This window comes from Saccharospirillum salsuginis (assembly GCF_014651855.1).
Lineage (GTDB): Bacteria > Pseudomonadota > Gammaproteobacteria > Pseudomonadales > Natronospirillaceae > Saccharospirillum > Saccharospirillum salsuginis.
On the sequence record NZ_BMXR01000009.1, the window covers coordinates 108,238 to 120,655 of the forward strand.

At 57.8% G+C, this 12,418-nt stretch carries 14 protein-coding genes; 8 read left to right on the forward strand and 6 right to left on the reverse strand.

Features of this window, described 5'->3' with window-relative positions; genetic code table 11:
• Nucleotides 1-76 precede the first annotated feature (76 nt).
• Entirely contained in the window at nucleotides 77-706 is a 630-nt protein-coding gene (gene upp / locus IE111_RS17445; protein WP_189611118.1) for a uracil phosphoribosyltransferase, read from the forward strand.
• Nucleotides 707-981: 275 nt separating this feature from the next.
• Nucleotides 982-1,695 carry a winged helix-turn-helix domain-containing protein gene (locus IE111_RS17450; protein ID WP_189611119.1) on the forward strand — a complete coding sequence of 238 codons (714 nt, stop codon included), beginning with the start codon at nucleotides 982-984 and terminating at the stop codon, nucleotides 1,693-1,695.
• A 30-nt stretch (nucleotides 1,696-1,725) separates the two neighbouring features.
• Here the strand turns inward: IE111_RS17450 and IE111_RS17455 are convergent, their stop codons facing one another.
• Nucleotides 1,726-2,694, reverse strand: a complete 969-nt coding sequence (locus IE111_RS17455; protein ID WP_189611120.1) for a class I SAM-dependent methyltransferase — start codon at nucleotides 2,692-2,694, stop codon at nucleotides 1,726-1,728.
• A gap of 508 nt (nucleotides 2,695-3,202) precedes the next feature.
• On the opposite strand from IE111_RS17455, the gene IE111_RS17460 reads away from it, so the two are divergent.
• A complete protein-coding gene (locus tag IE111_RS17460; RefSeq protein ID WP_189611121.1) occupies nucleotides 3,203-3,823 on the forward strand; it encodes a hypothetical protein in 621 nt (206 codons plus the stop codon).
• A 28-nt stretch (nucleotides 3,824-3,851) separates the two neighbouring features.
• Here IE111_RS17460 and IE111_RS17465 read toward each other — a convergent pair whose 3' ends face one another.
• The gene (locus IE111_RS17465) at nucleotides 3,852-4,160 is read right to left on the reverse strand and encodes a hypothetical protein (RefSeq protein WP_189611122.1); all 309 of its coding nucleotides are present in this window, start codon (nucleotides 4,158-4,160) and stop codon (nucleotides 3,852-3,854) included.
• A 734-nt stretch (nucleotides 4,161-4,894) separates the two neighbouring features.
• Here IE111_RS17465 and IE111_RS17470 point away from each other — a divergent pair.
• The 4 genes from IE111_RS17470 to IE111_RS17485 all read left to right on the forward strand — a co-directional run bounded on the left by IE111_RS17470 (nucleotide 4,895) and on the right by IE111_RS17485 (nucleotide 8,142).
• Entirely contained in the window at nucleotides 4,895-5,659 is a 765-nt protein-coding gene (locus IE111_RS17470) for a hypothetical protein (protein ID WP_189611124.1), read from the forward strand.
• 152 nt (nucleotides 5,660-5,811) lie between these two features.
• Complete coding sequence (gene tsaB, locus IE111_RS17475) at nucleotides 5,812-6,510, forward strand: tRNA (adenosine(37)-N6)-threonylcarbamoyltransferase complex dimerization subunit type 1 TsaB (RefSeq protein ID WP_189611125.1); 699 nt, start codon at nucleotides 5,812-5,814, stop codon at nucleotides 6,508-6,510.
• A gap of 45 nt (nucleotides 6,511-6,555) precedes the next feature.
• Nucleotides 6,556-7,365, forward strand: coding sequence for an undecaprenyl-diphosphate phosphatase (locus IE111_RS17480; protein WP_189611413.1), 810 nt, complete (start codon nucleotides 6,556-6,558; stop codon nucleotides 7,363-7,365).
• 18 nt (nucleotides 7,366-7,383) lie between these two features.
• A complete protein-coding gene (locus IE111_RS17485) occupies nucleotides 7,384-8,142 on the forward strand; it encodes a class I SAM-dependent methyltransferase (protein WP_189611127.1) in 759 nt (252 codons plus the stop codon).
• Here IE111_RS17485 and plsB read toward each other — a convergent pair.
• Nucleotides 8,115-10,598, reverse strand: coding sequence for a glycerol-3-phosphate 1-O-acyltransferase PlsB (gene plsB / locus IE111_RS17490; RefSeq protein ID WP_189611130.1), 2,484 nt, complete (start codon nucleotides 10,596-10,598; stop codon nucleotides 8,115-8,117). The genes IE111_RS17485 and plsB overlap by 28 nt on opposite strands.
• 116 nt (nucleotides 10,599-10,714) lie before the next feature.
• Nucleotides 10,715-10,921 (reverse strand): SlyX family protein, encoded by a 207-nt coding sequence (locus tag IE111_RS17495; protein ID WP_189611132.1) that lies wholly within the window; start codon nucleotides 10,919-10,921, stop codon nucleotides 10,715-10,717.
• A gap of 222 nt (nucleotides 10,922-11,143) precedes the next feature.
• On the opposite strand from IE111_RS17495, the gene IE111_RS24740 reads away from it, so the two are divergent.
• Nucleotides 11,144-11,605, forward strand: a complete 462-nt coding sequence (locus IE111_RS24740) for a cold-shock protein (RefSeq protein ID WP_308427552.1) — start codon at nucleotides 11,144-11,146, stop codon at nucleotides 11,603-11,605.
• 100 nt (nucleotides 11,606-11,705) lie between these two features.
• Here the strand turns inward: IE111_RS24740 and IE111_RS17505 are convergent, their stop codons facing one another.
• Both IE111_RS17505 and IE111_RS17510 read right to left on the reverse strand, forming a co-directional pair.
• The gene (locus IE111_RS17505) at nucleotides 11,706-12,098 is read right to left on the reverse strand and encodes a hypothetical protein (RefSeq protein ID WP_189611134.1); all 393 of its coding nucleotides are present in this window, start codon (nucleotides 12,096-12,098) and stop codon (nucleotides 11,706-11,708) included.
• Entirely contained in the window at nucleotides 12,095-12,412 is a 318-nt protein-coding gene (locus tag IE111_RS17510; protein ID WP_189611135.1) for a hypothetical protein, read from the reverse strand. Before IE111_RS17510 ends, IE111_RS17505 begins: the two co-directional genes overlap by 4 nt.
• Nucleotides 12,413-12,418: the final 6 nt, after the last annotated feature.

Below are 12,418 nucleotides of genomic sequence, written 5' to 3' on the forward strand. Positions count from 1 at the left end.
CAGTCCCCATATCGGTGGCACAAACACCAACTCATAGTAAAGTGGTAACCGACAGAATAGATGAGGATCCAACCCTATGGCGGTTCATGAAATTACGCATCCGTTGATTCAGCACAAATTGGGCATCATGCGGGAAGTGGGGACGAGTACGAAACACTTCCGGGAGCTGGCCAGTGAGGTGGGTAACCTGCTGACCTATGAGGCCGGACGGACGCTCGCGACCGAGTCGGTCGAGATCGAGAACTGGACCGGGTCGACGTTGACGGTTCAGCGGATCAAGGGCAAGAAGATCACCGTGGTTCCGATTCTTCGGGCGGGCCTGGGTATGTTGGACGGGGTGTTGCAGTTGATCCCGAACGCCAAGGTCAGTGTCGTGGGTTTGTATCGGGATGAGGAAACCCTGGAACCGGTGCCGTATTTCGACAAGGTGATCGAAGACGTCGAGGATCGCACGGCTCTGATTGTCGACCCCATGCTGGCCACCGGCGGAACTCTGATCGCCACCATCGATCTGCTCAAGCAAAAGGGTTGCCAACGTATCATGGGCTTGTTTCTGGTCGCGGCGCCGGAGGGGATCGAGGCGGTAACCAAAGTGCATCCGGACATCGAGATCTATGTCGCGTCCATCGATGAGCGTTTGAACGACCAGGGTTATATCATTCCGGGCCTGGGGGACGCCGGTGACCGGATCTTCGGCACTCGTTGATGCCCGAAAATGTCGACAATGTCCGGTTCGGAAGCGGTAAATTTGCTGCAAAGTCCCAAATACCGTCTAGAGTTATAGGATGTAACGGCGGGTAACCGGCGTCGGCGGTTGTTTGACGAATTCGGCGCCGGAAATTCAACCGAATGGTCCAATAATGGCACATTCGGGAGACGCCCGGCCGTCCCGGATGAGCCGACCCCGAAGTCCTGCCGGGTGGGGCGGTGACCACGTCAACCAGACGGAGTCAGTCTTCTGTGGGATATCGAGCGGATACGATGACCAAAAAGCGTTTCCTGATCATTGATGACAACCTCGACTATGCGCGACGGTTGCGGGATTACCTGGCCAGTAACGAGTACGAGGTGGAGGTCGAACCGGAATCGTCCCAGGCGTTGAAGCGCATTCGGGACGAGCAGCCCGATCTGGTGCTATTGGAGGTCGACCTGGAAGGGGAAAGCGGCCTGACCATCTGCAAACTGTGCCGGAAAGACTATAACGGCAATGTCGTTCTGCTCAGCCATCGCTCGGATGAGCTGGACCAGGTGCTGGGCCTGGACATGGGTGCCGACGACTACATCGTCAAGGACGCCTCCCTGCGCCTGATCCTGGCGCGATGCCAGGCCATTCTGCGACGCGGCGAACACGGTCGCAAGGCGGAGTACAAACGCGATACCGAGCGCCTGGAATTCGGTGACCTGATCATCGACAACACCATGCGCGAAGCCTGGCTCGGCAACGCGCCGATCGATCTGACCAGTGCGGAATTCGATTTGCTCTGGCTGCTGTCCAGCCACGCCGGGGAAATCCTGACGCGTGAGGAAATATTCAGCCGGTTGCGCGGCATCGAATACGACGGGCAGGACCGCTCGGTCGATGTCCGTGTATCCCGAATCCGGCCCAAGGTCGGCGACGACCCGGTGCACCCTCGACGCATTAAAACCGTGCGCAGCAAGGGATACCTGTTCGTCGGCGACCTGTCCAGACACTGAAGAACGGACATCGAGTTGTCCGGTCGCGGGTTACTTGCGTGCCCGGAAAATGCGAAACCCCTGGTGATGGCGTTTCTCATCGCAAAACCGGAATTCGGACCCCAATACCGACTGATAATCCAGAAAATCGTTCGCCACCCACCACAGCTCGCCGCCGGGTCTGATCCACTGATGGCACTCGCGGAAGAACCGTTCGCTCGGCTCGTAATGCGTCTTGATGCCCGCATGAAAGGGTGGATTGGTGACCAGAACATCGAAATGCTCACGCGGCACCTCCGACAAGCCATCCGACCACAACACCCGGCTGCGATCACTGAACCCCGCTTCATCCAGAGTCCTTTGAGTCGACTGAACCGCGGCCCAATCGACATCGACCGCCGTCAATTGCGCACTGTCCGAACGGGACAGCAGATCGCAGGCCAAAACCCCGCTGCCACACCCGAATTCAAGGATTCGCCCCTTAAACACCGGCAGCGTATCCAGTAGCAACGCCGTCCCTTTATCCAGTTTCTGCTGACTGAATACCCCCGGCAACGCGTAAATCCGATGCTCGCCATGCTCGAACGTCCGCCAACCCTCACCGGCCGGCACCTCACCCGTAGCCCGATACGTGAACAACGCACAATGACGCGCCGTATCCAACTTCTCTACCACCGCAAACGGCTTCACCCGCTTTGCAAAACTCTTGACACCCCCATTGTTTTCACCGACGACCTGAACCTCCGCATCCGGCGCATGGCGCTGAATTTGACCCAACCACCAATCCAACCGCTCCTTCGCTTTCGGATAGAACAAAACCACCCGTGACAGCCCTCCGGGCCATTCATCGGCCGGCGTTACCCCGCGCGGACGACTGTGCCGAAACAGTTGACGATTCAAGGTCACCAGACCGTCCTGGGGTTTCATCAAATCATGGTCTTCCGGTGGATCGATCCAGAGAACGGCTTCCCGATCCAATTCGTCGCGGTGGCGTTCCAGTAATTGCCAGGTAGGATGCATGGTGAGGGTCCTTGAAAATGGTGGGGTAGTGTAACAAAGGGAACGATGTGACAGAAAAGTTGGATTATCCGACATGATCGACAAGCCGGATTAAGATTTCAGAAGGCATTACCGGGATTTGGTCACTGATGATTAGCGACAGGTGGCGGGGGTTCTCTTTTGGGGATGTCTGAGGCAGGGACTGCCGAAGTCAAGCCCCCATGGATGGGTTCATGGCGACCCCAAATGAGAACCCCCTCCACCTGTTGCGGGTTCCCGGCACAATACACAGATAAAAGAACGGACGCCGGGGAGGGCGTCCGTTTGAACATGGGGCAGGGCCCACATGGGAGTAGTCACCATACTGCTGCTGCTACGATCAACAGTATGATTGACTATAGCAACGCATTGTGTTTTCGCCCCCGAATTGATGAACCGATCTTTTCTAACATCAAGATTTTTATGTCCATACCGACATAAACTCAAGGCAAGGCCACGCATCACGGGGCCTCCAGGCCAGGAGACGAGGATGACCATCCATAAGAACATTTTTTTATTATTGTTACTCCTTTTATTCTCCAATCACCTATTGGCCTATGGAGCCACCGGGCATGCCCGCCAACAGCTGCGCCTGATCGCCTCCGAACAGATCGACGAAGCCCTGAGTCGGGCCGTCATGACCCTCAACCTTCCCGAACTGCCGCTGACACTGATGGAAGGCCAGACCCCCGAACTGAAACACCAACTCGATGTACTCGTCGCGGAATCACTGCTGCAACGGGATGACGTGGTTGCTCTTCAACGCGAGCTGACCGCCAACGGCTGGGTGCAACGCAATACCGCGGGTGTTCGTTATTACCGCGATCTCGACCGGATCGGCCAACCCGTCCGTTTTGGCAATGCTCGATTGAACCGGGTCGGTGAAGTCATGACGGATCCGCAACCGGACGGTCGGACGATCGCGCGTATTCGCTTCAGTTGGCAGGCCATCCAACTGGACGAATGGGTTTGGGCGCCGGCTTTCGATGGGGATGCCCGCTTGAACCGCATCAAGACCAGTCTGGACAATCCGGTCGAAGGCACCGCGACCCTGGAATGGCAGCAGGACCAATGGGTATTGACCTCACTGCGACCCTTCACGAGAGATTAAAAGGTTCCCGCTCTCGCGTACTCCCTGATCACAGTCGTCGTTCCAACTGACTGATGGCGCCCAGCAGAGGTGCGGGCATCCGCGTCTCGGTTTGGGTTTCCTGTTGCAGCAACAGTGCCTTGATGACCTGGTTCAGGATGCAGGACCAGTCGTCCGCGATGAAACTCTTCGGCGGAAGGTGATACAGCGCATCGATCAGCAACCCTTTCATGGTCGGGAGTTGTTGTCGGGCGGCTTCATTGAACGACAGTTCTATGATCATGTCCGCCACCTGTTGTCGGCGCAGAAAAACCAGAGTCGGTGTCGAATCCGCAATCGCAGTGGCATTGGCGGTCACGAGAGAGTCCCTCCAGATGATGCATGGCACAGCACGGTACGCCTCGTCTGCTTCGCGGGCAAAGGATAAGTCTGGGGAGTGCTTGTGGATAAGGTGTCATTATCCCGATGTGAGCAAGCGCTCACGCGTGAGCCCATGGGGAACGTGGATGTGACAATTGTAGAACTTTGTAATCAGCGGGTTGTAGCGCTCCGCATTCCCGGGATCGGTCGCAATTGAAGTTGATATGGAATACGCCTATCGAAGGGGATCCTGCTCGGCATGATCGTCGGTATATGTCACCGTCCTCGGAGCAGTATGGTTTCGATACTTTTTTATTCGCCTGAATGGAACACCGGAACCAATTCCGAGAACGATATTCGCGGACTTAAAAAACCCGGGCGTGTGTTTTCGGCTTCGTCGTGTGTGTCGCAAGTGAACCTTCCGTGATCCGCGGACAGTTCAGGAATACGGATTATTCGGAACAGCAAAGGTATTGGATCTGAAATTGGCGATAAAAGTACCTTTGAATTGAATCTCGAATTTGAGTTCGTCCGCGAAATGAACAAGTCTATTGGGGAGGCTTATCCGGTATTTTTTCACATCCTTGTACAAAATGATTAAATCTTTTGGAAAAAAGTGAAACTTTCGGCAAATTTGAGCCATATTAATTTGCATCTTTTATATCAACTGACTAAATTACGTTTGACGGTAAGCTATTCGTAGTTTGATAGTGAAACAATAAGGAGACAGCAATGGCTGCAGCTAAAAAGAAAACGGCCGCAAAGCGCGGACCGAAACCCGGCACCAAACGTACTGCACGAAAAACCGCGGCAAAGAAAACCGCCGCTAAAAAGACCACAGCCAAGAAAGCACCCGCCAAGAAAAAAGCGGCGACTCGTCGAGCGGCCACAAGCGTCGCGACGGTAGCGGCCGAACCGGTCGTTAACGCCGGTGTTGTGGCGGCTTCCAAGAAGCTGGACAAGGCTGAAACCGCAGTCGCCAAGGCCGAGGCTAAGCTGAACGCGGCTGCTGCTAAGAAAACCACCGCCAAGACCAAGGCGGCGACTGTGAAATCCGCCGCCGCCAAACGTCAGCTTGAAACCGCCACGGCACGGGAAAAAGACGCCCGCGCAGCCGTCGCCAAAGCCAAGCAGGATGTAAAAGCCGCCAAGTTCGACCTGAAAGTCGCTGAAATTCAGGCTCAGGAAGAAGAGCACAAGGCCAAGATGGAGCTGCGTGTCGCGGAATTCGAAATGGGTCTGACCGCCAAGCAGGAAGAAGACCTGGCGAAAGACATCGCCAAATTCGAGACGAAATGGCGTGCCGACCGTCAACGCAAAGATGCCAAGAAGCTGAAAGCCTTCCGCACCAAAGAGGAAGCGAAGGTGAAAGCCCAGGCCAAGAAGATCAAGTCGAAGATCAAGGCGTTGGAAAAGAAAGAAGCCGCCAAGAAGAAACCCGGACCCAAAAAACGGGGTCGTCGCCCAGGTCGTCCGCCGAAGAAGGCCGCGAGCTGATCACCCCTCTGTTCGGTTGAGTTACCGTCACCGCAAAAAGCCACCTCCGGGTGGCTTTTTTGTGGCAGCCCCAGTTTCCGGTGTGGCGAGGTCGTATTCTGGTCCGGGCTTGTGCGTGTTAGAATACCCGCCTTTTAGACAGAGCCGGCCCGATGCCCCGTATACTCGCCATCGACACCACCGCTGACGTCTGTTCCCTGGCGCTGCTAAGCGCCGATGGGCTGTTGACGTTTCATGAACCCCTGCCTCGCCAGCACGCCCGGCAAGTGCTGCCCCAGCTGGACAGGCTGATGTCCGAGGCCGGCTGGTCCAAGCGCTCGATCGACTTCGTCGTCTACGGTCGTGGTCCCGGGTCATTCACCGGGATCCGCATCGCCGCCGGTGTGGCACAGGGCATCGCCCTGGGTGCGGACTGTGGCGTCGTACCCGTCAGTACCCTGCAAACTCTGGCGTTCGAATGCGCGGCCGGTGACGATAAAGAGATCTGGACCGCTCTGGATGCCCGCATGCGGGAGCTGTATTTTGCCCGATATCGTAAAAACGAAGACGGCGTTCCGGAATTGATCGGCCACGAACAGCTGTGCATTCCCATGGCATTGCCGGAACCCGATCCGAACGCGGTCCTGAGCGGCAACGGCTGGCTGACGGACTACGACTTTTCGCAGGCCTGGCAAGGGCGGTTGGCTTCCGCCTCCATCGATGAAACCCTGCCCAACGCCGGTTATGGGGCTCGCCTGGCCGAACGATTGGTGCGGGACGACGACAGCCTGGTGCTGCCGCCGGAACAGGCCCTGCCGGTCTATCTTCGCGACAAGGTGACCTGGGACAAAAAGCCTAAAGTCGGATCCTGATCGTCCCGTAAACTCCATGCATTCACTCATAAGGAAGCCAAGGTGCTGACCGAGATTCAGGTAATCGTACTGGCCCTGATCCAGGGACTGACGGAATTCCTCCCCATTTCCAGTTCCGCCCATTTGATCCTGCCGTCGCAATTGTTGGGTTGGCCCGATCAAGGGCTGGCCTTCGACGTCGCCGTGCACGTGGGGTCGTTGTTGGCCGTGCTGGTGTATTTCCGCAGCGAGGTCTACACCATGGCCGAGCACTGGCTGCGACATCTGGCTCGTCAGCCGCATGACGCCGAGCACCGTCGGCTGGCCTGGTGGGTGATACTGGGGACCATCCCGGCCGGTGTACTGGGTCTGGTGTTCGATGATTTCATCGAACAACACCTGCGCAGCATATTGGTCATCGCCATCACGACCACGGTCTTTGGCCTGGCGCTTTGGTGGTCCGACGCCGGTGTTCGACAACACAAAGGCATCGCTAAGCTGACATTTCGTGACGTATTGGTGATCGGTTTCGCCCAGGCGTTGGCCCTGATCCCCGGCACCTCGCGCAGTGGCATCACCATGACGGCGGCCCTGGCGCTTGGATATCAAAAGACCGATGCCGCCCGATTCAGTTTCTTGCTGTCCATTCCCCTCATTCTGGCCGCGGGCTTGCTGAAGACCATCGAATTGATCCAACAGCCGGATCTGGTGTATTGGTCGGAGCTGATTGGCGGCACCGTGTTGTCCTTCATCAGCGCTTATTTATGTATCGCACTGTTTCTCAAGTGGATTGAGAAAATGGGGTTCCTGCCGTTTGTGATATACCGGCTGGTATTGGGCGGCATTCTCTTCGTCGTTTATTTCCAGCTCGGTTAACAACGCGGAGAAACGCGGATGATCGACTGTTATCTCCCCGACGGCGAGGACCTGAACACACTTCAGCCGATCACACGGGAAGCCCTGGCGGCATGGGGCGGTTGCGTGACGCACCGTCCCGAGGGGCTCTACCTGACAGTGACGGACGGAGCGCTGGGGCTGGCCCACGCGGACACTCCCAGGCAGAAACCGGTCGTTGTGGATTTCCTGGCCGGCAAGGCCCGCCATCGGCAACAGCATGGCGGTGGACGGTCTCAGGCGATCGCCAAGGCCGTGGGGCTAGCGCAGAACCCGGCCCTGACGATATTGGATGCCACGGCCGGATTGGGACGCGATGCGTTTGTGCTGGCCGGTCTGGGCGCTCGTGTCTGGCTGCTGGAGCGGCACCCGGTGGTTCGCCTGCTGTTGCAGGACGGGTTGGCACGGGGACGGCAAGGTCAGCCGGAGCTGTTCGATCGAATGACGCTGTTGGATGGCGATCTTTCGGACAGGGCCGATGCACTGCCCGAGCCGGATGTTGTCTACCTCGACCCCATGTTTCCGGAGCGTCGTTCCAAAGCTGCGGTCAAAAAGGACATGGCGCTGTTTCACGAACTGGTGGGTGCCGACGAGGATGCCGATCGATTGCTGGCTCCGGCGCTGTCACTGGCCGCGCGCAGGGTCGTCGTCAAGCGTCCCCGGGTCGCGCCGCCCTTGGCCGGTCAGGCTCCCACCTACAGCCTGACCGGCAAAAGCAACCGATTCGACATCTACGCGCTGCGCTCCATTTCCGACTGATCCCCGTCGTTTTCTCTCAGGCCCGTCACCTGCATGATGTTGTAGAGGACCGGCGCCGGTACGACACTGTCCGCGGCCATGATGACGCGGATGATGCGGTCGTCGAATTCGATGCATTGGTCGCTGTTGACTTCGATCGCGCCGCGATTTTTCAGTGTCTGAATGAAGTTTTTGAACAGGGCTTTGTCGAAGAATTCAGGCGCGTTCAATCCGTTCAGTACAGAGACCCGCTGCGCCATTTGCTGGGATTGATTTTCGAGCTCCGTGGTCGAAGCCCGGGCCGAACCCAGACGGGCCAGCACAGCCAGCGTCAGCAGGTACCGCTCCAGCGTGGGCAGCATGATCGCTCCGAGCATTTCCAGTTGCAGCCGGCGGGCCGTGCCTTTCAATGCCGCATGCCAGCGTCCCTCATGTTGTTCGACGAGCCCCTGTTCGGCGAGATACAACAACCAGTCCGTCAACTGGGATTCGGCTTCGTCCACCGTGGGCGACAGAAAGAGTTCGCTTTTGATGTACGGGTAGATCAAACGGATACGTTCACGCAGGGTGACCTCATCGATGCCCTGGCCCTGGCCCAGCAGAGCCGCCACCAGGGAGGGCAGGGCATAGAGGTGCTGGACATTGTTGCGGTAGTACGACAACAGAACCGCATTCTGGCTGTCGAGGCCATAGAGATCGCCCAGCTTTTGCGGAATCTGGTGCAGCATGCCCATGCTCATCGCATAGCTGATCCAGTCGTCCGGCGTTCCCTCGGGCAAGGTCATGTACGGACTGTACGGTTGGTGCTGCTGGAGATCGATCAACAGCTTGAGCTGACGATTCAGCAAGGCCCCGTCGATGGCCTGGCGCGAGGTGGCCAGCAAGGTCAATGCGATCATGTTGATGGGATTGAGCGCGGCCGCCGCGTTGATGCGGGTGACGATGTCGCGTGCCAGGCCGTCGACAAAGGGGACGATCCAGCTCGGTCGGTCTTCGGGGCCGTAGGATTGCTGCACCCAATCCGGGTGTTCTTCGTTCAGTCGCTTGATCAGGCGCAGGGGTTCACCGAAGTTCAGGTACACCTGCCCGTAGTTTTTCAGCCGACGCACGGATTTGACCAGATCGAACAGGTTTTCCTTTTTCTTCTCCTTGCCCTGCAGTTCACTGAGATAGGAGCGGGATTCGAAGACTTTTTCATAGCCGATGTAGACCGGGATGAAAACGATGGGACGGGAATGGTCGCGCAAGTGGCTGCGCACTGTCATCGCCACGGTACCGGTCGCCGGGCTGCGCATCCGGCCGGTGCGTGAACGACCGCCTTCGATGAAGTATTCGACCGGGTAGCCACGCGAGAACACGCTGTGGATGTATTCGTTGAATACGGCCGTATACAGCTTGTCGCCGCCGAATCGTCGTCGCAGGAAAAAGGCGCCACCGCGGCGAAGAATGCCGCCGACAACGGGCATGTTCAGGTTGTCCCCGGCCGCGATGTGCGGGACGTTCAAGCCCTGTTTGTACAGAGAATAACTCAGCAATAGATAGTCCATGTGGCTGCGATGGCAGGGCACATAGACGATTTCATGATCTTCGGCCAGTTTACGGACCCGGTCGAGCCCCCGGATCAGGACCCCGTTGTAGATTCGGTTCCACAACCAGGTAAGCAGAACATCCATAACCCGAATGACGTTGTAGGACACGTCGGCGGCGATGTTCGTGGCATGCCGGGCCGCCAGTCTTTCCGCCTTCTCACGGGAGACACCCTTGGAGCGAGCGTGTTGATCGATCGCCTTGCGGACGGGCGGGCTGTTCAATAATTGCTGGATCAGGACGCGCCGGTGCGACAGGTCCGGACCGATCACGGCCGAGCGGACGCGCCGGAAATGCACCCGCAGCACCCGGGCAACCTTGCGCGAGGCGACGGCCACGTCGGGCTCGTCGGTGACCAGTCGACGCAGCGAGATGGGTTCATTCAGTTCGAAGTAGGTGTTGCGGCCGTTGAACAGAACGGTCAGCAGTTTTTTAAAGCGGCCGACCAGACTCCAGTTGGAGCTGAGAATGGCTTGCAGAAGGCTGTCGCTTTTGTGGGCGCCACGACCCCAATACAGCGCCACGGGTACCAACAGGATGTCTTCCTCGGGATGCTCATCCAGGTAGCTCAGCAACGCGTTGATCATCGGCGTGACGCCGCTGCGTCGACGTCTCAGCACGGAAGGGCGAGGATGGATGCTGATCAGGGGGCGTTTGCCTTCCAGACCCGGCAATTGCAGGCGTTGTCCGAGATGCGGTAATCCCAGTTTGCGACATTGATGATCGAGTACCATCGCATCGGCCGTTGACTGCTGTTCCAGTACGTAGACCACCGGCCTGCCGGCCCGCAAGGGTTCGAAATCGATTTTCGGTGGCTTGTTGTCCAGCTTGACCCACCAAAACAGAATGCGCTGAAAAAAACGACTGATCCGATCGAGCAAAGACCGCATAGGAGCTCCCGTGAGCGTGTAACGACGTCAACCGGCGGCATTCTACCAGAAATCCCGCCGTTAGCGGTCTTCCACACCCCGCGGACCCTGGTTTGCGATCAACAAGGGGTTTGCGGCTAATAGTGCGGGGGCGGGCTATCGACGATGTCGGGGGAAACGGCTTCTTTCAGTCGTTCGTGATCGCTCAGGACCTCTTTCAGTGTTCTCTCCAGACGGCTGATCCGGTCTTGCTGATCGATGATGATCTGATTCAACTGATCGACGGTGTCGTCCAGGTGGGTCAGGCGGATTTCGAGGTCGGTTACACGCTCTTCGGCACTCATAGCGGGCTCTTGTCAGGGTTGGGGCTGGTTTTTGCGGACCATTTTGGCATTATGACGGGCTTTACAGGGACAAAGGCGCCCCGGGATCCCTTTCCCGGCCGCCTGTGAAGTCATCAGACAACGATGGCGGGCCGGAAGCCATGCTCCGCACGGGTCGCGGAGTGATCATCGCGTAGTGTAAGACAGCGCATCATAATGACAACAAACATCTGAGTAGGTGATATGAAGTTGAAATCTTTTTTTATTCGTTTGGGGGTATCCCTTCTGGTCGCGGTACCGGGTCCGGTGATTCTGGCGGCCGCCTTGTCCTTGTCCGCGGTTCCGGATACCTGGACCGTGCAGGAACTGACCAATGCCCGAGTCGTCGCCGATGAGTGGAGCGCTTTTCTTCTGGTCGGTTTGGCGATACTGATATTGGCCACCCTGGCACAGTACATTACCCAACCCATCCTGTCGGAAATCGATGAGGACGATCGGGAAGAAGGCATCGTTAAATGGTTCAATGTGAGCAAAGGCTTCGGTTTCATCACACGTGACAGCGGTGAGGATGTCTTCGTCCATTTCCGGTCCATTCGTGGCCGTGGTCACCGGTCACTGCAGGAAGGGCAACGGGTGAAGTTCGGCGTTGTGGAAAGTACCAAGGGCCTGCAGGCTGAAGACGTCACGGTCGTGCGACAACGCTGACCGTTTCGGCCAGGCATAAAAAAGGCGGGTAACCCGCCTTTTTTTATGTCCGGAATCCGCCGCTAGTCAGTTCGGCGAACACCGAAACTTGAGTTCTCCACTATTCGGTCCGCCACTGAATCGGTCGTTCCTCACCATCGGGCGTTAGCTGAATCCAGGCATCGGGGTCGTCCTTTTCCTGCCAGCCTCCGGCCGCGATCCGGGCCTCGCGTTTGAAATGCGCCACGGCCTCGCGGGCGCACTCGGCGTCGTCGTGCCAGGGCAGGTTGGGGCTGTTCAGCCACACACTGGTAAAGCCGTCCATGACTTTCTCCATGACAATGATGGTGAAGCGTTCACCTTGCCATTCCCCTTCGAACGGGACCGCATTCTTCGGCATTCCCTTGTGCTTGCGCTGCGGGATGACCGCGTCCAGCCGGGTCTCCAGCCAGGCGTGTATGTCGGCGGCTTGCACGCGCGCAATATAAATCTCAACGTCGGTCGCAATGGTCATTCACGGGGCTCCAACAGGTAGCGTAATACTCGAAACAGGCTGATCGCCAGATAACCACTGAGGGCATACAGGCCGCCGAGTGTGGCCAACAGCAGGCCAAACAGGACGACGAGCTCCTGTCCTACGCTGGGAGGCAACAGGCGGCCGGCCAGCAGCACCAACATCATGCCCCCGGCGAATACGAATCCGCCGGTGGTGAAGCGCTTGAGCGCCCGCGCCGGGGAGTCGGTCTGGCGTCTGAGCCAATCGAGCAGGGTTTTTCGCAAGGCAGGCAGGGTTCGGGTCATGTGCACAGCGGTTAACGGCTTGGGCATTTCCAA